Raw genomic sequence first — 20,808 nt, forward strand, 5'->3', positions numbered from 1 at the left:
AACCCTATTTTTTGGTTTAAAAAGATATAATTTTACAAAAAAATTAAGAGTATATTTTATGAAACAACTTATCATGGCTTTTAGCGGCCCGTCAAATTCAGGTAAAACTACACTTATTACCAAAATAGCTGATAATTTTTTGCAACAAAATTTAAAAGTTTTAATCATTAAACACGATCCTGCTGATAAAGCTCAATTTGATTTTAACGGTAAAGATAGTTTTAAATTTTTCCAAAGCGGAGCTGAAGTCATGGTTTTAAGCCCTACAAGAACAACTTTTTTTTCTCATGAAAATAGAGATATTTTAAAAGCTTTAAAATTAGCACCCAATTTTGACATTTGTTTGGTTGAAGGATTAAAAACTCTTGATTTACCACGCATTAGCGTATTTTGTAAAGAAATTGATGAAAGTTATTTTACTTTTTCAAACGCTATTGCAAGCTATGAAAAAATTTCTCACCCTTATCTTACTTGGCTTGATTTAAACGATATACAAGCTATTTGTCGATACATACTTAAAAATGCTAAAAATTTACAAGGAGAATTATAAAATGCAAGAAGTGATTTCTTATATACAAAAAGCGGTTTTAGAAATTTCTAACGCTTTAAAATTTCCCGATACAGGCTACAGTCAAAATCAAAATTTTACAGGCGATACCCAACTCAAATTTGATGTTTTAAGCGATGAAATCATCACAAAAACTCTAAGTCAATGTTCAAGCATTAAAGCCATCATAAGTGAAGAAAAAGACGAAATTTTAACGCTTAATGAAAAAGCAAATTTTATCGTAGCTTATGATCCTTTAGATGGTTCTAGCTTAATGGATGTTAATTTTGCCATAGGTTCTATTTTTGCCATCTATGAAGAAAAAGCAAGTGCTAAAAATTTAAGAGCTGCACTTTATAGTATGTATGGAGCGCGCTTAGAACTTGTGATTTGCAAAGATCAGCCAAAACTTTATCGCTTAAATGCAAATAATGAATTTATTTTTATAAAAGATCTTAAAATGAATGAAAAAGGCAAGATTAATGCTACAGGCGGAACGCAAAAATTTTGGGAAGAAAAACACGCCAAATTTATCAAAAGTCTTTTTGATGAAGGCTATCGCTTAAGATATTCTGGAGCCATGGTAAGCGATATCAATCAAATTTTATTAAAAGGGGGTGGCATTTTTAGCTATCCTGCAACACAAGATGCGCCTAATGGCAAACTTCGTGCCTTTTTTGAAGTCTTTCCTCTAGCCTTTATCATAGAAAAAGCAGGCGGAAAAACTACAAATGGAAAAAACCACTCCTTACTTGAACTTGAATTTGATAAAATCCATGCGACAACTCCTTGTTTTTTTGGCTCAGAATATGAAATTTCAAAACTTTTAAAGGCTTATAATGAGTGATATTAGAGATGAATTTGAGCAAGATATGGATAAAAAAAAAGAAATTTTACTTTCATGTCAAAACTCAAAAAACCTAAACTCTTGTTATAATTGCGATGAAATTTTTAACTGCCAAACTAGAAAAAATTATGTTGATGCAGTCTATAACAGTATGTCTAAGGGTAAAACCGAAGGCGGATTTGACTTTTAAAGGAAAAAAATGCGTTATATTACAACACCAATTTATTATGTAAATGATGTGCCTCATTTAGGTCATGCTTATACTACCATCATAGCCGATACTTTAGCAAGATTTTATCGTTTACAAGGACATGAAACAAGATTTCTAACAGGAACAGATGAGCATGGACAAAAAATCGAAGAAGCTGCCAAACTAAGAAATTCCACTCCTCAAGAATATGCCGATAAAATCAGTTTTGAATTTAAAAAATTATGGGATGATTTTGAAATCACCTATGATATTTACGCAAGAACAACTGATACAAGGCATATTGAATTTGTTAAAGCTATGTTTTTAAAAATGTGGCAAAAAGGCGATATTTATAAAGATGAATACGAAGGACATTATTGTATCTCTTGCGAAAGCTTTTTTACTCAAAGTCAGCTTATCAATGATTGTTCTTGTCCAGATTGTGGCAAACAAACTAGAATTTTAAAAGAAGAAAGCTATTTTTTCAAACTTTCAAAATATCAAGATAAAATTTTACAATGGTATGAAGAAAAAGATCCCATCTTGCCAAAAAACAAAAAAAACGAACTTATAAATTTTGTCCAAAGTGGCCTTAAAGATCTTTCCATTACAAGAACCAGTTTTGATTGGGGGATTAAACTGCCTCAAGAAATTAATGATGATAAACATATTATTTATGTATGGCTTGATGCACTTTTTATCTATATAAGTTCGCTTGATTTTCAAAGTAAGGGAGAAAATGCTAAATTTTGGCCTGCGCATGTGCATTTAGTAGGAAAGGATATCTTGCGTTTTCATGCGATTTATTGGCCAGCTTTTTTAATGAGCGTAGATTTACCTTTGCCAAAATTTATAGGCGCACATGGCTGGTGGACTAAAGAAGGTGAAAAAATGAGCAAATCTAAAGGCAATGTTGTAAAACCTAAAGAAGTGGTTGATGCCTATGGAAGCGAAGCTTTTAGATATTTCTTGCTTAGAGAAGTGCCTTTTGGCAATGATGGGGATTTTAGCGAAAATATGCTGATAAATCGTATCAATGCTGAACTAAGCAATGAATTTGGGAATTTACTTAATCGCATTATAGGTATGAGTACAAAATATTCTCAAGGAAATATTTCAAAAGAAGGTGTTTTAAAATTTTACAATGTTGAATTAAATCAAGCAAAAGAACACTTAAATTTAGCGGTAGAATTTTTAGAAAACTTACAGTGTAATCGTTATTTAGAAGAACTTTTTAAAGCCTTAAGTGTGGCAAATTTAGCTATTAGCAAATACGAACCTTGGAATTTAATCAAAGAAAACAAACACGAACAAGCTAATGCTTTAGTAGCACTTTGTGCAAATATTTTAGCCAAAACAAGCCTTTTATTAAGCCCTACTCTACCAAAGTCTTGTCAAAAGGTGGCCTTAGCTTTAAATTTTGAAATTTCATCTACAAATTACGCAAAAATAATACTTGATAATGAACTTTTAGATTTTAAAGCAAATCCTTGCGAAGCTTTATTTCCAAAAGTAGAAAAAGCTCTTTTAAAACAAGAAATTAAAGAAGAACCTAAAAAAGAAGAAAGTCCTAAAATAAAAATCGATGATTTTGCAAAAATTGAAATCAAAGTCGCTAAGGTGCTTGATTGTCAAAATATAAAAGGAAGCGAAAAACTTTTGAAATTTCAACTCGAACTTGACGATAAAGAAATCCGTCAAGTACTCTCAGGCATAGCAAAACACTATAAAGCCAGTGATTTAATCGGTAAACAAGTTTGCATTATAAGCAATCTTAAAAAAGCTAAAATTTTTGGACATGAAAGCGATGGTATGATACTTTCTGCAAAAAGCGGAGATAAGCTTGTTTTAATCACCCCTGAACAACTTGTGCAAAACGGTTCTTTAGTAGGCTAAAATATGCAAATTAGCAATTTAGGTGAACTTTTAAACGCAACGCTCATTCATGAAGGTAGCGTTTTAAGCGTGGAAGGTTTTGCCATAAATTTAAACGAACTTAAAGCAGGCTTTGCCTTCTTTAATAACAATAAAAAAGAAATTACCCAAGCTGTAAAAAAAGGCGCTTATGCTATAATTACAGAAAATGACATTACTATTGAAGATAAAGATATTTTTTACTTTAGAGTAGAAAATCTAGAACAAGCTCTTGTAAGATTTTTACGCTTTTTTTGTGAAGATAAAGAATGTGAATTTTTGCTTTTTAAATCTTACGAACTAAGTCTTTGCAAGGCTTTTTATTTTAACATTTTAAAAGGAAATATTTTTGCTGATTTTGAAAAACTAATCAAAGCAAAAAAGGGTGAAATTTTTTGCTACTGTGAAGAAAATTACTTAAATAAACTTTGTGCCTATTCTCATAGTCTAAAAGATGCTAATTTTACCTTATTATCGCGATCTAGCTTCTTTTTTACAACTTTGATTTGTGAAAATTTATATTTTAAAAATCTTAATTTGCCTTTTTTTTACGCAAATAGTTTTGCAAAAATTATTTCTTTTTTAAAAGAAAAAAATCAAAAAATAATATTTGACTTTAATAAGATTGATGATTTTAAAATTTATTTTATTGATGATAAATTTGAAATCACTCCTTTTGGTTCAAGCTCTCAAGCGTTTATTGTAAGCAACAACCAAAATACCTTTGAATTCTGGAAAGAAAAATTTAAAAACATAAAAGACTTTAAAATTGCTTCTAAAAATTCTTTATTTTGCGATTTTTCCTATAATCAGCTTTCAGATTTAAGAAAATTAAAAAATTTTAAATATTGTTTAATTCTTGAAAATTATGATATTTTTGAACAAGAATTTGAAAACAAAGAAAATCAAACCCCAAGCTTATTTTAAATTCACTCCTTCATTTTCAAGCAAAAATCTTTTTATTTCAAGCCCTCCATTATATCCTCCTATGCCATTGCTTGCAATAACTCTATGACAAGGTATAAAAATAGGAATTTGATTTTTAGAATTTGCATTTCCGACAGCTCTAAAAGCTTTAGGATGATTGATTTTTTGGGCTATATCTTTATAGGTAACCATTTTACCATAAGGAATTTTCATTAAAGCCTTATAAACCTTTGATTCAAAATCTGCACCTTGTATCAAAACAGGAATGCTAAATTTTCTAAGCTTATGAGTAAAATATAAATCAAGTTCATATTTTGCTAAGTCAAGCAAACTACAATTTTTTTCTGATCTTTTATTATCACAAAAATCAACTCTAGTTAAAAATTTTCCATCACTATGTAAAGATAGGTAACATAAAGGCATTTTATAATAAACTTTAAACATTTTTTATCCTTCAAAGAGCTACAATTATAATAAAAAATATTTAAGGAGTAGAAAATGTCTTTTATGCAAGAATACAATAAACTTGTTGAAGAAAGAGCCGCTTTGGGTATACCACCCCTTCCTTTAAATGCAAATCAAACTAGAGAACTTTGTAAATTACTTGAAAATGAAAATAATGAAGAGCTTGCAAATCTTTTAGAAAATAGAGTAAATCCTGGTGTTGATGATGCAGCTTTAGTAAAATGTGAATTTTTAGATTCCATACTTAAAGGCAAAATCAGTGCTCCAAATATAGACAAAAAAAGAGCCTTAAGAATGCTTGGAACTATGCTAGGCGGATATAATGTTAAAGTTTTAATCGATGCCTTAAAAGATGAAAACATAGCCAAAGATTCTGCAGAAGTGTTGAAAAATATTATTTTTGTTCATGATAATTTTCATACCATAGCTGAACTTAGCAAAAACAATCCACACGCTAAAGAAGTTTTACAAAGCTGGGCAAATGCGGACTGGTTTAACAAAAAAGAAAAATTACCTCAAGTGATTAAATGTATAGTTTTTAAAGTAGCAGGGGAAACAAATACCGATGATCTAAGCCCTGCAGGAGATGCTTTTACAAGAAGCGATATTCCTTTGCATGCAAATGCCATGCTAAAGGTAAGACAAGCAGGATCCTTAGAAAAAATCAAAGAGCTTAAAAAAAGCGGTCGCGAAGTGGTTTATGTAGGTGATGTTGTAGGAACAGGTTCGAGTAGAAAATCAGCAATAAATTCTATACAATGGCACTTAGGAAAAGAAATAGAAGGGGTACCAAACAAGCACAGCGGTGGTATAGTAATGGGTTCAACCATAGCACCGATTTTCTTTAACACTGCTCAAGATAGTGGGGCTTTACCTATCATCTGTGATGTAACAAACTTAGAAATGGGCGATGAGTTTGAAATTCATCCTTATGAGGGAAAAATCATAAAAAATGGCTCTACAATTGCAGAATTTACACTCAGTCCAAACACTCTCTTAGATGAAGTTAGAGCAGGAGGAAGAATCCCACTTATCATAGGTCGTGGGCTTTGTGCTAAAGCTAGAGAATTTTTAGGAATGGAAAGTGAAAACATCTTTACCAAGCCTGAACAACCTAAATCTTCAAGCGGTGGTTATACCTTGGCTCAAAAAATGCTAGGTCGTGCCTGTGGAGTTGAAGGTGTGCGTCCAGGTATGTATATAGAACCTATGACTTTAACTGTAGGCTCTCAAGATACTACAGGTCCTATGACTAGAGATGAAATTAAAGAGCTTGCAAGCTTAGGTTTTAACGCAGACTTTGTTATGCAAAGCTTTTGCCATACAGCTGCTTATCCAAAAGTAAGCGATTCAAATTTACATAAAACTTTACCCAATTTCATGACAAGTCGTGGTGGGGTGAGTTTAAAACCAGGTGATGGGGTTATTCACTCTTGGCTTAATCGTTTTGTATTGCCAGATACCGTAGGAACGGGTGGGGATTCTCACACACGCTTTCCTATAGGAATTTCTTTCCCTGCAGGAAGCGGACTTGTAGCTTTTGCTGCGGTTACTGGCTCTATGCCTTTAAATGTACCCGAAAGTGTTTTAGTGCGTTTTAGCGGAGAATTGCAAGCTGGAGTTACCTTAAGAGATTTGGTTAATGCTATACCTTATTATGCAATCAAACAAGGACAACTTACTGTTGAAAAGAAAAATAAGAAAAATATTTTTGCAGGAAAAATTTTAGAAATAGAAGGCTTGCCAAACTTAAAAGTCGAACAAGCTTTTGAACTTAGTGATGCAAGTGCTGAAAGATCTGCAGCTGCTTGCAGTGTGGATTTAAGTATAGAAAGTGTAAGCGAATATATCAAATCCAATATCTCTTTAATTGAAGCTATGATAGAAGCAGGATATGAAAATAAAGCCACCCTTGCTAGAAGGGCTGAAAAAATGAGAGAATGGCTTAAAAACCCTACTCTTTTAAGAGCAGATAAAGATGCAAAATACGCTTATATTATAGATATTAATCTTAATGACATTAAAGAGCCAATCCTAGCTTGTCCAAATGACCCTGATGATGTGGCGACTTTGAGTGAAATTTTAGCCGATGATAAGCGTCCAAAAAATATAGATGAAGTTTTTGTAGGTTCTTGTATGACAAATATAGGACATTATAGAGCTTTGGGAGAAATTTTAAAAGATAAAGGCATACTTAAAACCAGACTTTGGGTAGTACCTCCAACAAAAATGGATAAAGCGCAACTTACTAATGAAGGTTATTACAGCATCTTTGGCGCAGCAGGTGCTAGAATAGAAGTTCCTGGTTGTTCTTTGTGTATGGGTAATCAAGCTAGAGTAAATGATGGAGCTGTAGTTTTCTCAACTTCTACAAGAAATTTTGACAACCGTATGGGAATGGGTGCTAAAGTATATTTAGGCAGTGCAGAACTTGCAGCAGTTTGTGCGATTTTGGGTAAAATTCCAAGCAAGGAAGAATACTTACAAATTGTCAGCGAAAAACTAAGTGATGAGCATAAGGCAAATATCTATAGATATTTAAATTTTAATGAGATTGAAAATTTCAAACTTGAAAATTAATTCAAATTTAATACTTATTTGGATTAAATAACAAAATTAAAATTTTCAAAGGAAAAATATTGAAGTTATTATTCACTTCCTTTTGTTGTTTTGCAAGTTTAATGGCTAGCGATGCCATTAACTGCGACAACATTAAAAACAATAAAACATTGCTAAATGAAAGTTCAAATTTAGATTATCTAAATTGCAAAGAATCTTTAAAAAATCAAGATTTTACAAAAAAACTCTATGCAATTTCCAATGAAATTCGTGGAGGAAATAGTTCTTGTAATGGTATAGCTTATTTGCCAAAATTACAACAATTTAATTTGCTATTGTTAAAAATAGCCATCGACCCCATCACTTATCAAAAAACTTTAGATACACCTGAGAATTTAGAAAAAAAATATGATATTTTAAAATCTTACTTTAGATATTGGGCATATCAAAGTATAGGAAATTTTAGACTTTACAAAGCTTTTTGGCAAGAATACAATAACGCTATAGAACCTTTAGAAAAGTATTTTGAAAGCAATTTTAATTTTGACAAAGGTAGCAATATTTACTATACTAGCAATGCCTTAAACGAATTTTTAAATTGGGCTGTTGGAGAAACAAAAATTTACAAAGACATTAGTCCTTTAGCAAAAATCATGTCAAATAAAAATTATTCGGTATCTTATATACAAGATTTTATTTTTTCAAATAATCCAAGTCAAGATGATCTTACTATAGCCTTACAAGCAGCGCTTCTAAATCAAAGAGAAAAAGAAATTTTAGAACTTTTGATTCGTTTTGGCACTAGGATTGACGAAGGTTATGAAAGTGCTATTTTTTACGCATTGGAAAATTATGAAAATACAAATTTTTTAATCCAAAATGGAGCGAATGTTAATCAAGCCAATGCCTTTGGTAAAACCCCACTTTTTTATGCCATAGAGTTTAATCGTCTTGATATCATAAAACTACTTCTTGATAATGGAGCAAATGTTAATCAAAAATATATTAATAACAATGAAAAATTAGCATTAAGTGCGAACATAGGTTCAAATACGCCTTATTTTATTACATTTTGTGCTCTAGAGCACACTTCAAAAAATGTTTTAATGCATGCTGCAGCCTATGGAAATGTTGAAATTTTAAAACTTCTTATTTCAAAAGGAGCAAATTTTAATGCTGTTGATGATCTTGGTTTTAATGCACTCGACTTTGCGCTATCAGCAGGTAAAAAAGAAAATGCTGATTATCTAAAAAGCTTGGGTTTAAAAGCAAACGAAAATCTATTTTACGGAGGTAGTTTAGAATGAAAACCGTATTTATTACAGGAGCTAGTTCAGGTTTTGGTAGAGCTTGCGTTGAAGCTTTTATACAAGAAGGCTACAAAGTAATCGCCCTTGCTAGACGCAAAGAGCGTCTAGAAGAGTTAAAAAATGCTCACAAAGATAAGATTTACACGCTTTGCATAGATGTAAGAAATCAAAAAGAAATCTTTGAGGCTATTGAAAATTTACCCAAAGAATTTCAAGAAATTGATGTGCTTTTTAATAATGCAGGTTTAGCTTTAGGGGTAGATGAATTTGATAAATTAAACCTTGAAGATATTAACACTATGATTGATACAAACATCAAAGGATTTTTATATGTTGCAAAAGCTGTTATTCCTATACTTCGTAAACAAAAAAATGCTTATATTTTTAACTTAGGTTCGGTTGCAGGACGCAATCCTTATTTTGGAGGCAATGTATATTGTGGAACCAAAGCCTTTGTAGGACAATTTTCATTGGCCTTAAGAAATGATCTTAGAGGAAGCAATATCAAAGTAACAAACATTGCTCCAGGACTTTGCAAAACTGAATTTAGTGAAGTGCGTTTTAAAGGAGATATCCAAAAAGCTGATGCAGTCTATGAAAATACGCAATTTATCAGTGCTAATGATATTGCCAAAGTGGTAATGTCTATCATTAACCTACCAAGCCATATTAATGTTAATGAAATCGAGCTTATGCCGGTAACACAAACTTGGAATGGATTTTATATAGAAAGAGATGAATGAATAAATTTTTAGTTTTATTGTTTTTACCTTTAGTTGCATTTGCAAACTCCTCAGAAGCAGCTGCAAATGCTAATTTATTTGGAGCTTTTACACTTATACCGCCTTTAGTTGCTATTGCTTTAGCCTTTATCACAAAAGATGTTATTTTGTCACTCTTTGCTGGAGTTTTAAGTGGAACTTTTCTGCTCAGTCTTTCTGCAAATATTTTCAAAGCACAACATTTAGCTTTTGTAAATTTTTATAATACTGCAGTAGAATCTTTTTCAAAGATTATTTCTTATATCTTAGGTTCAACTTCTGATCCAGTAAATGCGGGAATCATTTTACAAATTCTTTGTATAGGTGGTCTTGTGGCACTTATCACAAAAATGGGTGGTGCAAAAGCTGTAGCATTAAAATTTGCCAAAAGAGCCAAATCAGCTGTATCAGCTCAAGTTAATACTTGGTTTTTAGGGCTTTTAATATTTTTTGATGATTATGCTAATTTACTGATTGTAGGTCCTATTATGCGTCCTTTGGCGGATAAATTTAAAATTTCTCGTGAAAAATTTGCCTTTATTATTGACTCTACCGCAGCTCCTGTAGCAGGAATAGCCGTAATTTCTACTTGGATAGGTTTAGAAGTTTCTTTAATTAAAACCGCTTATGAACACATAGGCATTAGCGATATTAGTGCTTTTGGAATTTTTGTCGAAACCATACCTTATCGTTTTTATAATATCTTCATGCTTTTTTTTGTAGTCATGACTGCAATCATGGGGCGTGAGTTTGGTTCTATGTATAAGGCTGAAGTGCGAGCAAGAACCACAGGGCAAATTGCACCTCTACCTAAGTCAGGTACACTAGATACTGCTGAGTTGGAAGATCAGTTTTTAGCACCAAAAGAAGGTATTAAAATTCGTGCTTTTGATGCTATTGTTCCTATTTTTACTTTAATCATTTTAGCTATATTAGGATTTTATTTTAATGGACTTAGCACTTTAGAAGGCGAAGAACTTGCAAAAGCAAGTGCTAATCCTTTGTCTTTTGAAACTTTTAGGGCTGCTTTTGGAAATGCTGATTCTTCTGTGGTATTATTCCAAGCTGCTTTGTTTGCTGCTATTGTAGCGATTTTTATCGGAGTTCGTCGTAAAATTTTCAATCTCAAAGAAGCAGTAGAAACTTGGATATATGGCTGGAAAACCATGATTTTTACTATAGTCTTACTTTTATTTGCTTGGTCGCTTTCAAGTATAGTAAAAGATCTAGGGACTTCTTTATTTATCACTAGTTTGCTTGCAGATAAATTGCCTGAGTTTATTTTGCCTGCTACTATTTTTGCTTTTGCTTCAGCTATTTCTTTTGCCATAGGAACAAGCTATGGAACTATGGGGATTTTAATGCCTTTGGCTGTGCCTTTAGCTCATGAAATCGCCAAAATCAATGGTATGGATGCAAATGCTATGCATCATTATATGGTCATTAATATAAGCTGCGTTTTAACAGGTGCGATTTTTGGAAACCATTGCTCACCAATTTCAGATAATGTAATCCTTTCATCTATGAGTGCGAAATGCGATCATATGGAGCATGTAAGAACACAAATTCCTTATGCTTTATTTATCTGTGGTATTTCTTTAATCGCTGGATATATTCCTGTATCTTTAGGGATTAGCGTTTGGTTTGTCTTGCCTTTAAATTTCATACTTATTGCGCTTTTACTAAGACTCATCGGAAAGAAAGTTCCATGAGTCTTGAAAATTTTGGAAATTTTCTCACTTTAGATGAAAAACATTCTTTCATAAAAAAATATTTTAAAGAATTTTATACAAAGGATTTTAAACTTTTTACCTCAAAAGATAAGCATTATCGCACAAGAGCTGAGCTTTCATTTTATCATGAAAATGATACACTTTTTTATGCGATGTTTGATCCAAAAAGTAAAAAAAAGTACATTATAGAATATTTAGATTTTGCTGATGAAAAAATTTGTGCTTTTATGCCAAAACTTTTAGAATACTTGCGTCAAGATGATAAATTAAAAGAAAAACTTTTTGGCGTGGAGTTTTTAACCACAAAGCAAGAACTTAGCGTAACCTTACTCTATCATAAAAATATAGAGGATATAAAGTCAAATTTAGAAAATTTAAGCAATAATCTTCATATCAACCTTATAGCAAGAAGTAAAGGCAAAAAACTTATTTTTAAAACAGAAAATCTAAGACAAACTTTAAATATTCAAGATAGAAAAATATTTTATGAATTTAACAACGATTGTTTTATTCAGCCTAATACTGCTATAAATGAAAAAATGATTACTTGGGTGTGTGAAATTTTAAATACTCAAAAAAGAATGGATTTACTTGAGCTTTACTGTGGATATGGAAATTTTACTTTAGCTTTAGCACCATTCTTTTTTAAAGTTTTGGCCACTGAAATTTCAAAAAGCAATATTAATTTTGCTTTAAAAAATTGCGAGCTTAATAATACAACAAATATCCACTTTGCAAGACTTTCAAGCGAAGAATTAAGTCTTGCTATCAAAAAAGAAAGAGAATTTTTTCGTTTAAAAGATATTCGATTGGATGATTTTAATTTCTCTCATGTTTTAGTTGATCCACCCCGTGCAGGACTTGATAAAAGCGTAATTGACTTAATAAAAAAATATGAAAATATTATTTATATTTCTTGCAATCCTATCACTTTAAAAGAAAATTTAAAAGAATTAAGCCTAACACATAGAGTGGAAGAGTTTGCTCTGTTTGATCAATTTGTCAATACTCCACATCTTGAATGCGGAGTATTTCTTAGCAAGGTATAAAAAAATAATTCATTAATTTAGCCAGTATTACTATCGCGATACAAAGCACAAATACAAAAGGGTGGATAAAAGCACCAAGTGGGTTTTTCTTCTTTAATATAAAATGACAAAATAAAGAAAAAACAACTAAAGATAAAATTCCAAAAGCCAAAATAATTTTTACAGCAAAAAGTAAATTTAAAGGTTTAAAATGAAAACCTGCCAAAGCACCTCCGCTTAAAAAAAGCAAAAGAACCACAAAAGGCATTATTTTAACTCCAGTAGCACTAAAAAGACTTTTGTCAAAATTAGGATTTTTCTTTTTAACTACACCCAAAACAAATACATCAACAAACAAATAACCTATAAACAAAATAGCACAAAGAAGATGGATTGTTAAAGTATATGGATAAAATTCTTCCATTTTTCCCTCCTTATTAAACTTCGGAATTTGCTATATTATAACACTTTTTTCATTTTTTGAATTCACTTTAGTTAATTTTTTAATCATTTAAGATAAAATACCAAAATAAAGGTTAACAATGAACGAAAAAGAAACTATCTCTTATATTATAAATACAAGTAAAAATATTGCCATATTTGCTTTAAGTCCAGATAAGACAAAAGCTTCTTATAGGGTAGCAGAATTTTTACAAAGAAAAAATTATAAAATTTTTCCTATTTATCCTAAAGAAGAGTTTATTTTAAATGAAAAAGTTTATAGAAATTTAGATCAAATAGAAGAAAAAATCGATACACTTATACTTTTTAGAAAAGGCAAAGTGGCACTAGAAATTCTTCCTAAGCTTGTTGAAAAAAATATTAAAAACCTATGGCTTCAACTTGGTATTAGCAATGAAACAGCCAAAAAAGAATGTAAAAAATTAGATATAAATTTTATACAAAATCGTTGCATTATGCTAGAATATCCGTATTTTAAAACAAAGGAAAAATAGTGTTAGAGCTTAATAAAATTTACAAAGCAAAACAACAAATTTCAGGATTTGTAAACAAAACTCCTTTCATATACTCTTCTTTTTTAAGTGATATTTGTCAAAGTGAAATTTATCTTAAAAATGAAAATTTACAAATTACAGGTGCTTATAAAATTCGTGGAGCTTATAATAAAATAGCCAATCTTAGTACTGAACAAAAACAACATGGAGTCATTGCCGCAAGTGCGGGAAACCATGCTCAAGGCGTGGCCATTAGTGCAAAAAAATTTGGCATTAAAGCAGTTATTGTAATGCCAGAATCCACTCCGCTCTTAAAAGTTTCTGCTACAAAAGCCTTAGGAGCAGAGGTGATACTCAAAGGGGACAATTTTGATGAAGCTTATGCCTTTGCAACCTCTTATGCTAAAGAAAATAATCTTAGCTTTATCCATCCTTTTGAAGATGAATTTGTAATGGCAGGACAAGGAACTTTGATGCTTGAAATGCTTGATGAAATAAGCGATCTTGATATGATTATCGCACCTGTTGGAGGTGGAGGACTTATAAGTGGTATCGCAAGTGCAGCTAAACAAATCAATCCAAACATTAAAATCATCGGAGTTGGAGCCAAAGGAGCTCCTGCAATGTATGAAAGTTTTCATGCTAAAAAAATCAAAAATGCAAAAAGCGTACGCACTATAGCCGATGGTATTGCTGTGCGTGATGCAAATCCTATTAATTTTAATATTATTTTAGAATGCGTAGATGATTTTATCCAAGTTGATGATGAAGAAATCGCTAATGCGGTATTGTTTTTACTTGAAAAACATAAAATCATAGTTGAAGGCGCAGGAGCTGCGAGTGTAGCCACCCTACTTCATCAAAAAATAAATACACAAAATCATAAAAAAATTGGCGTAGTTTTAAGCGGAGGCAATATCGATGCACAAATGCTAAATATCATCATAGAAAAAGGTTTATTTAAATCTTACAGAAAAATGCAAATTCATGTTACTTTAGTAGATAAACCTGGGGCATTATTACACCTTACAGATAGCTTAAAAATAGCCAATGCCAATATAGTAAAAATCGACTATGATAGATTTTCTACCAAGCTTGATTATGGCGATGCGATGATTTCAATTACCCTAGAAACCAAAGGTAAAGAACATCAAGAAGAAATAAGAAAAATTTTAACCCAAAAGGCCTTTAATTTCTATGAAAGTTTTTAATAACATATACGGCTTAAATAAAGCCCATTTGGCGGTGCTAAAAAGTGATTGTATTGCTTTTTGGCCTCAATCTGTTCTTTGAGTTCTTTTTCACTCATTTTTCCTTCTAAAACCTTTAAAACACTTGCTACGCTTAATCTAATTTGCCCTCTTAAAAAACCATTAGCTTTAAAATGAAAAATGCTAAAATCTTTATAAGCATAAGCTCTAGCAATAAAAATTTCTCTTAAAGTCGTTTTATTATCTCCTCCACTTTTGCAAAAAAACTTTAAATCCTTTTTTCCTACAAAAAAACCCAAAAGCTCGTTAGCCTTATCTAAGTCAAATTTAGGATAAAAATGTACATAAGAAGCCATAAAAGGACTATAAGAAGAGTGAGAAAATATATAGCGGTATTCTCTACTTTTTACATCAAATCTTACTTCAAAATCATCTTTTACTTTTTCAATTTTTTTGATATGGATAAAAGGATGGGAAAATTTATTAAGCTGTTTTTGAAGATATTCTAAATTTACAAAATGATCTCCACACCCCACACTAGCTACAGCATAGCTTGCATGTACTCCTTTATCTGTACGAGAAGCCATCAAAAGAGGTGAAACAATACCCAAATGCGATAAGGCCCCACTTAAAGCATCTTGAACACCTTTTTTATGAGGCTGACTAGCAGAACCTAAAAAAGCAGAGCCATCATAAGAAAATATAATTTTTATTTTCATCAATAACGACTCAAAATCATTTTCTTAAAACAATAAGCCGAAACAAATAAACTTAAAGAAAAAATTCCAAGGCAAGCCAAAATTGGAGGTTGAGAAAAAGAACTTAAAAGTCCAAAATATATAGCAATCACTCCAAACATACCTAAATACACATAGCCTTTTTCATAACGATAAGTAACCAAACCAAAACAAAGCGCAAAAAGCGTACTAGCAAGTGGAAACAAGGCTATGGTTGTATAAATCACAAATTCTCTTGCTCTTTGTGGATTTTCGTTTAAATCATTCCAGTATTCATAAAATTTCTTTGTTTGAAGATTGTCTGTATTAAACTGAGTGTTTACTACTAAAGTGTCAAATTCTCCACTAAAAATACTTTGACCTTGCTCAAAATTATACATTTTGCCTTGATTCAAGCTAAAAGCAAAGCTATCATCTTTTCTTTGCACATGCGCTTCTTTGGCTATGATAAGTTGTTCTTTATCATCTGCTTTATGTTTAGGGCGATACATAATTATGTTTTCATACTTATCACTATCTTGTTTTTCTATAAAAATCATCCAGTCTAAAAATTTTTGTCCAAATTCTCCTGTTTTGTAGTTAAATTTCACTTGAGTGCTTTTATAGTTTACAAAGTTATCCTGAAGTTCAAATACTATAGGTATCATTACCAAAGCCACAACAAGCATAAAAGCACTAATCAAGCTTGCAATTTTAAGGAAAAATTTTGCCAAAATCATTGGTGAAAATCCCAAAGTAAAAAGTACTATGCTTTCATTTTCCTTAGAAAGCCTAAACAAAGCCAAAGTTAAAGAAATAAAAAAAGATATAGGCAAGGTAAAAATTAAAATTCTAGGCAACATAAACCCATAAAGCTTTAAAAGATCCAAAAAACTAATCTCTATGCTTGAAGTAAGTTTTGCAAGTTGAATAAAAAACACCATAGATACAATAGCAAAAAGTACGAAAAATATAGACAAATTCGTACTTAAAAATTGATTTAAAACATATCTTAAACTAAGCTTCATTAGAATAATCCTAAGTTTTTATAAAATAAAACTGCCACAAAAGCGATATTTAAAAAGGGTATCATAGCAAGTTCTTGCTCTTTTATTGCTTTAATTTTAAAAAAAATAAAAAAAGGCAAAGTTAAAATAGAAGCTATAAGTAATACTAAAAATCCATACTCAAAACCTAAAATTCCACCTATACAAGACATAATGATAATATCAGCATCACCCAAATTTTCTAAAATTTCATCTTTTTTTCGGAAATTCATTAGAAAAAAAACCAAACTTTTTAATAAAAAAACAAATCCTCCAAAACTAAAAGCATTTAGCAAAAAACCTCCGCTAAACTCTTTAAAAATCAAAAAATGTAAAATTTCACTTTCCCTAAAGGCGTAAAAAAAAGCAAATAAAAAAGCGCTCCAAAGTAAAATTTGTGGTACGGCTTTGAGTTTAATATCAATTAAAGAAAGCAAGAAAAGATTAAATAAAAATAGAGATAAAAATAAAAAATCATAAAAATTTTGACTTAAAGAATAAGCCAAAATAAGCAAAATTATGCCTAAAATTTCATTGATTAACAAAGAAATAGGCAAATGACATTTGCAAGTTTGACATTTTGCCTTTAAAAAAATATAAGAAAAAATAGGAATAATTTCATAGTATTTTAATTTTGTATCGCAAGAAAAACAAAAAGAGCGCGAGATAAAAAATGGCTTTTTTTCAATTATCCTACTTGCCAAACTTGTGCAAAAAGAACCCAAACAAGCCCCTAGAATTATTATGAAAAATATCATTTTCCAAAAGTTCTTTCTCTATTTCTAAATTCTTTAATAATCCTTTTAAATTCTCTCTTGGTAAGAGATGGAAATAAAGTTTCACTAAAATAAATTTCAGCATATGAACACTGCCAAAGTAAGAAATTTGAAAGTCTTTTGGCATTTCCAACGCGAAGCATCAAATCCACATCTAAAGGTAAATCTAAATTTTGCGTTAAATTTTCTTCATTTAGCTCAAGTTTTTTTTCAATCACACGCTTAGCAGCTCTTATAATTTCATCTCTTGCACCATAACTTATAGCCAAATTAACACAAAGTGCGTCACAATGCTTTGTTTTTTCTTCAACTAAGGTAATTTTTTCTCTTACTTTATCTTCCAAACGCGATAAATCACCTATAGCTCTTAAACGCACATTATTTTTTTCAAATTTTTCTAAAGCTTCATCTAAACAACGATCTAAAAGTTCAAAAATAAAATCAATTTCATCTTTAGGGCGCTTCCAATTTTCCGTACTAAAAGCAAAAAGGCTTAAATTTGAAATATTTTCCTCCATGCAAACTTCCATCAATTTTTGCATAGTTTTGACTCCTTGAGAATATCCAAGTTTTGCCAAAAAACCCTTAGCCCTAGCCCAGCGCCTATTGCCATCCATAACAACAGCAAGGTGTTTTAATTCATTCATTTTTCATCCTTTAAAATCAAAAAGCCTTTTAAAAACAAACAAAGGTTCAATCTTGTTTTCTTGCGATACATTAAAATCTAAATGTTCATTTAAAAATTTTTGCACCTTAGCAAAAGGTGTAAAAACACTAATGCCTTGCGAGTCTATTAAAATTTTCAAAGCTCCAAAAACACTAAAATATAAGTAAATTTCTAAATATTTTGCTCTTTTACGCATTTGAAACAAGCAAGATTTATTTTCAAAAATAAAAGGAATATGATAAATATTTTCAAAACTTGCAAAAAGCATTTCTTTTAATATCTGATAACGCTCTATATCTTTACAATCTAAAAGATTTTGTATGATGAATTTTTTATAAGAAATTTTATCCTGTAAAATAGCGATTATCAAAGCCAATCCCTCTTCAAAAGGTTTAAAATTAGGACGCTTTGAAAGATGTTTAAATTGTATAACTCCACCATTTTGCATATAAAGTTCAGCTAAATATTCAGCGCCAATTTCAAGCTCTATCATGCTTTTAGTTTGAATCTTTTTGTGATTTAACAAAAGCGTATAATGTCCATAGCCTGATTTAGCCAAAACTTTCATTTGTATAGGCAAGGTAGAATTAATCATACTCATAATTTTTCACACCATTTTACTAATTCAAATGCCAATTTTTCTTTGCTTTGCAAAGTGCTTTTATTTTCATTGTTTAAAGTGATAAAATAAAGTTCATTTTGATCACTTCCAAAATAATTTTTTTGATCAATGATATTAAGACAAACCATATCAAGTTGTTTATCTTTTAGAGATTTTTTCGCATTTTCTAAGGCATTTTGAGAATCAAATTCCATCTTAAAACCTATCTTTTTGCCTTGAAATTTACAAGTTTTAAGCAAATCTTCATTTAAAGATAGATGTAAATTTAAACCCTGCAAATGTTCATTTTTTTTAATTTTTCCTTTTACACTTTGAGGGATAAAATCACTCACTGCAGCCGTCATAATCAAAAAATCATGATTTAAATTTTTATCCAAAAGCTCCTTTAGATCCTTAGAACTTTCAAATTTGCAAAGCTCATAAGGCGTATCAAATTCCACAGAGCTTAAAAGTTTTACCCTAGCTCCTAAAAAATAAAAAGCATCAGCTATGGCCTTTGCCATTTTTCCACTTGAAAAATTACTCACACAACGCACATCATCGATTCTTTCCCTTGTGCTGCCACCTGTGATAACTACGCTTTTATCGCACCAAAACTTTTCTTTTAAAAGTTCTCTTTTGGTGATATTAAAAATATCCTTAACTTCAGCTAAGGCTCCTACGCCTTCATCTTTACAAGCTAAAACTTTACAAATAGGCTCTATAATCAAAGCTTTATTTTCTTTAAGTATCTTTAAAGAATTTTGTGTGCTAAAATGATGAAACATATTTGTATTTGCCGCAGGAGCTATGATAAGAGGTTTATTTGCTGCGATTAAGGTTTGGATAAAAAGATTATCCGCTATACCAAAAGCAAGTTTATTGATAGAATTAACACTTGCAGGAGCAAATAAAACAAGATCTACATCCTTACTAAAAGCTATGTGATTGTTTGAATTTTGCCAACTTTCATTTTCCTCGCATAAAACTTCATCAACCAAGGCTTCAAAACTCATTTTGCTAGCAAATTTTAACAAACCATTAGAAAGCAAAACTTTCACCCTAAAGTCTTCTTTTTTAAACAAAGAAATAAGCTCGTAAGATTTATAAAAAGCTATGCTACCGCTAATGGCTAAAAGTATGGTTTTCATTTTTGAAATTTCTTGTAATAATAATCTTTTATCATTTTATGCTCTGCTCTATTGATAAACAAAGCACCTTTTTCTACATTGACACTTACTGTGCTTCCTGCTGCTATGATTACTTCATCTTCGATTTTTACAGGTGCGATAAATTGCGTATCAGAACCTACAAAAACATTTTTTCCTATGATGGTTTTATGCTTTTTTACCCCATCATAATTACATGTAATAGTCCCACAGCCTATATTGGTTCCACTATCTATCTCACAATCTCCCAAATAGCTCAAATGCCCTGCTTTTACGGTATTTAACTTTGCATTTTTGCATTCTACAAAATTTCCTATATGAGTGTTTTTTAACTCACAATTTGGACGCAAATGTGCCAAAGGCCCCACATCGCTATTTTCTACAATGGAATTTTCTATCACGCTTGAACTTTTAATGATAGAGTTTATAATCTTACTTTTGCCCTCTATCCTTACATTTTCATATACTTCACATTCACCTACAAATTCAACATCTGCACCTATAAAAGTGCTTTGCGGTAAATGAAAAATCACACCCTGTTGCATCCAGTATTTTTTAATTTTTTCTTGCATGAAATTTTCAGCTATACTGAGTTCAAATTTATCATTAATCCCCATAAATTCATCTTCATCTACAAAAACTGCTTTAATCATCACATCTTTTTCTTTTGCTAGTTTTACAATGTCGGTTAAATAATACTCTTTTGCCGCATTATTGTTATCAATCAAAGGTAAAAGCTCTTTTAAAAGCCTCGAGTCAATCACATAAACCCCAGCATTGCAAGTATTTATCTCTTTTTCTTGCGTATTTGCATCTTTAAATTCAACAATTTTTTCAACGCTATCGTTTTTTATCACCACCCTACCATAACTTTTAGGATCTCTTGCTTTAAAAACTGCTAGATTTAATTTTGCATTATTACTCAACAAAGCTTCCAAACTTGTTTGCTCAACCAAAGGCATATCACCACAAAGAATCAACACTCTTTCATTTTTAGGCTCAAACCCACTTAAAGCTCCCGCAGTTCCTGGATAATTTTGCAAATCTTGCTCTAAAATTTGTGTTTTTGGAAAATATTCTAAAATTTCTTTTTCAACGCGTTCTTTTTGATGCGATAAAACTACACTTACATCATCACTTAAAGCAAAAGCCTTTTTTAAAATGTGTAAAATCATACTTTTTTGACAAAGCTCTTGCAAAACCTTTGGCTTTTGTGATTTTATTCTAGTGCCTAATCCTGCCGCTAAAATCAAAATAGAAGTTTTCATTTTTTACCTTTGTTATTAAGAAGTCTAAAAGACTATTTTAGCAGTTTAAAGTTAAAATCCTAATACCCTTAAACTAGTTTTTAGTCATCAAAAGATAAAATTTAAATTTCTTTAATA

Annotated in this window: 21 protein-coding genes; 12 read left to right on the forward strand and 9 right to left on the reverse strand. The window is 30.7% G+C overall.

Annotation, left to right across the window (positions count from 1 at the left end; all coding sequences use genetic code 11):
* Positions 1-58: 58 nt before the first annotated feature.
* The 5 genes from mobB to AJN56_RS08105 are packed head-to-tail and all read left to right on the forward strand — an operon-like array spanning position 59 to position 4,425.
* Positions 59-550 (forward strand): molybdopterin-guanine dinucleotide biosynthesis protein B, encoded by a 492-nt coding sequence (gene mobB, locus AJN56_RS08085; RefSeq protein WP_002856787.1) that lies wholly within the window; start codon positions 59-61, stop codon positions 548-550.
* Between the two features lies 1 nt (position 551).
* On the forward strand, positions 552-1,394 hold the full coding sequence (locus tag AJN56_RS08090; RefSeq protein WP_002856914.1) for a class 1 fructose-bisphosphatase: 843 nt from the start codon (positions 552-554) through the stop codon (positions 1,392-1,394).
* A complete protein-coding gene (locus AJN56_RS08095; RefSeq protein WP_002856855.1) occupies positions 1,387-1,584 on the forward strand; it encodes a hypothetical protein in 198 nt (65 codons plus the stop codon). Before AJN56_RS08090 ends, AJN56_RS08095 begins: the two co-directional genes overlap by 8 nt.
* A 9-nt stretch (positions 1,585-1,593) precedes the next feature.
* Entirely contained in the window at positions 1,594-3,480 is a 1,887-nt protein-coding gene (metG, locus tag AJN56_RS08100) for a methionine--tRNA ligase (protein ID WP_052785902.1), read from the forward strand.
* 3 nt (positions 3,481-3,483) lie between these two features.
* The gene (locus AJN56_RS08105) at positions 3,484-4,425 is read left to right on the forward strand and encodes a hypothetical protein (RefSeq protein WP_002868812.1); all 942 of its coding nucleotides are present in this window, start codon (positions 3,484-3,486) and stop codon (positions 4,423-4,425) included.
* Here AJN56_RS08105 and AJN56_RS08110 read toward each other — a convergent pair.
* Positions 4,417-4,869 carry a methylated-DNA--[protein]-cysteine S-methyltransferase gene (locus AJN56_RS08110; protein ID WP_002868811.1) on the reverse strand — a complete coding sequence of 151 codons (453 nt, stop codon included), beginning with the start codon at positions 4,867-4,869 and terminating at the stop codon, positions 4,417-4,419. The two genes, AJN56_RS08105 and AJN56_RS08110, sit on opposite strands and share 9 nt — an antisense overlap.
* A gap of 54 nt (positions 4,870-4,923) precedes the next feature.
* Here AJN56_RS08110 and AJN56_RS08115 point away from each other — a divergent pair, with 54 nt between their 5' ends.
* Genes AJN56_RS08115 through trmA form a run of 5 tightly spaced genes read left to right on the forward strand, consistent with a single transcriptional unit; the run spans position 4,924 to position 12,302 of the window.
* On the forward strand, positions 4,924-7,470 hold the full coding sequence (locus AJN56_RS08115; RefSeq protein ID WP_052785901.1) for a bifunctional aconitate hydratase 2/2-methylisocitrate dehydratase: 2,547 nt from the start codon (positions 4,924-4,926) through the stop codon (positions 7,468-7,470).
* 59 nt (positions 7,471-7,529) lie between these two features.
* Positions 7,530-8,756, forward strand: coding sequence for an ankyrin repeat domain-containing protein (locus tag AJN56_RS08120; RefSeq protein WP_002868809.1), 1,227 nt, complete (start codon positions 7,530-7,532; stop codon positions 8,754-8,756).
* Entirely contained in the window at positions 8,753-9,502 is a 750-nt protein-coding gene (locus tag AJN56_RS08125) for an SDR family NAD(P)-dependent oxidoreductase (RefSeq protein ID WP_002868808.1), read from the forward strand. Before AJN56_RS08120 ends, AJN56_RS08125 begins: the two co-directional genes overlap by 4 nt.
* Positions 9,499-11,232 carry a Na+/H+ antiporter NhaC family protein gene (locus AJN56_RS08130; protein WP_002868807.1) on the forward strand — a complete coding sequence of 578 codons (1,734 nt, stop codon included), beginning with the start codon at positions 9,499-9,501 and terminating at the stop codon, positions 11,230-11,232. Before AJN56_RS08125 ends, AJN56_RS08130 begins: the two co-directional genes overlap by 4 nt.
* Positions 11,229-12,302, forward strand: a complete 1,074-nt coding sequence (gene trmA, locus AJN56_RS08135) for a tRNA (uridine(54)-C5)-methyltransferase TrmA (RefSeq protein WP_002868806.1) — start codon at positions 11,229-11,231, stop codon at positions 12,300-12,302. Before AJN56_RS08130 ends, trmA begins: the two co-directional genes overlap by 4 nt.
* Here trmA and AJN56_RS08140 read toward each other — a convergent pair.
* Positions 12,289-12,705: a membrane protein gene (locus tag AJN56_RS08140; RefSeq protein ID WP_002856751.1), complete on the reverse strand. Its 417-nt coding sequence runs from the start codon at positions 12,703-12,705 to the stop codon at positions 12,289-12,291. The two genes, trmA and AJN56_RS08140, sit on opposite strands and share 14 nt — an antisense overlap.
* A 118-nt stretch (positions 12,706-12,823) precedes the next feature.
* Between AJN56_RS08140 and AJN56_RS08145 the strand changes: the two genes are divergently transcribed.
* Together AJN56_RS08145 and ilvA are read left to right on the forward strand one after the other, a co-directional pair.
* Positions 12,824-13,237 carry a CoA-binding protein gene (locus AJN56_RS08145; protein ID WP_002868805.1) on the forward strand — a complete coding sequence of 138 codons (414 nt, stop codon included), beginning with the start codon at positions 12,824-12,826 and terminating at the stop codon, positions 13,235-13,237.
* A complete protein-coding gene (ilvA, locus tag AJN56_RS08150; RefSeq protein ID WP_002865608.1) occupies positions 13,237-14,448 on the forward strand; it encodes a threonine ammonia-lyase in 1,212 nt (403 codons plus the stop codon). Before AJN56_RS08145 ends, ilvA begins: the two co-directional genes overlap by 1 nt.
* On the opposite strand, the gene truA is transcribed toward ilvA, so the two are convergent.
* Genes truA through glmU form a run of 7 tightly spaced genes read right to left on the reverse strand, consistent with a single transcriptional unit; the run spans position 14,445 to position 20,691 of the window.
* Positions 14,445-15,170 carry a tRNA pseudouridine(38-40) synthase TruA gene (gene truA, locus AJN56_RS08155; RefSeq protein WP_011812739.1) on the reverse strand — a complete coding sequence of 242 codons (726 nt, stop codon included), beginning with the start codon at positions 15,168-15,170 and terminating at the stop codon, positions 14,445-14,447. The genes ilvA and truA overlap by 4 nt on opposite strands.
* Entirely contained in the window at positions 15,167-16,192 is a 1,026-nt protein-coding gene (locus tag AJN56_RS08160; protein ID WP_002856798.1) for an LptF/LptG family permease, read from the reverse strand. The genes truA and AJN56_RS08160 overlap by 4 nt, the downstream gene beginning before the upstream one ends.
* Positions 16,192-16,968, reverse strand: coding sequence for an A24 family peptidase (locus AJN56_RS08165; RefSeq protein ID WP_002868803.1), 777 nt, complete (start codon positions 16,966-16,968; stop codon positions 16,192-16,194). The genes AJN56_RS08160 and AJN56_RS08165 overlap by 1 nt, the downstream gene beginning before the upstream one ends.
* The gene (gene uppS / locus AJN56_RS08170; protein WP_002852565.1) at positions 16,965-17,633 is read right to left on the reverse strand and encodes a polyprenyl diphosphate synthase; all 669 of its coding nucleotides are present in this window, start codon (positions 17,631-17,633) and stop codon (positions 16,965-16,967) included. Before uppS ends, AJN56_RS08165 begins: the two co-directional genes overlap by 4 nt.
* Positions 17,634-17,636: 3 nt before the next feature.
* Positions 17,637-18,254 (reverse strand): hypothetical protein, encoded by a 618-nt coding sequence (locus AJN56_RS08175; protein ID WP_002856908.1) that lies wholly within the window; start codon positions 18,252-18,254, stop codon positions 17,637-17,639.
* Entirely contained in the window at positions 18,251-19,405 is a 1,155-nt protein-coding gene (coaBC, locus tag AJN56_RS08180; protein ID WP_002868802.1) for a bifunctional phosphopantothenoylcysteine decarboxylase/phosphopantothenate--cysteine ligase CoaBC, read from the reverse strand. The genes AJN56_RS08175 and coaBC overlap by 4 nt, the downstream gene beginning before the upstream one ends.
* Complete coding sequence (gene glmU, locus AJN56_RS08185) at positions 19,402-20,691, reverse strand: bifunctional UDP-N-acetylglucosamine diphosphorylase/glucosamine-1-phosphate N-acetyltransferase GlmU (RefSeq protein ID WP_002868801.1); 1,290 nt, start codon at positions 20,689-20,691, stop codon at positions 19,402-19,404. Before glmU ends, coaBC begins: the two co-directional genes overlap by 4 nt.
* Positions 20,692-20,808: the final 117 nt, after the last annotated feature.

The sequence above is a fragment of the Campylobacter sp. BCW_4319 genome, from assembly GCF_001764435.1.
Classification (GTDB): Bacteria; Campylobacterota; Campylobacteria; order Campylobacterales; family Campylobacteraceae; genus Campylobacter_D; species Campylobacter_D jejuni.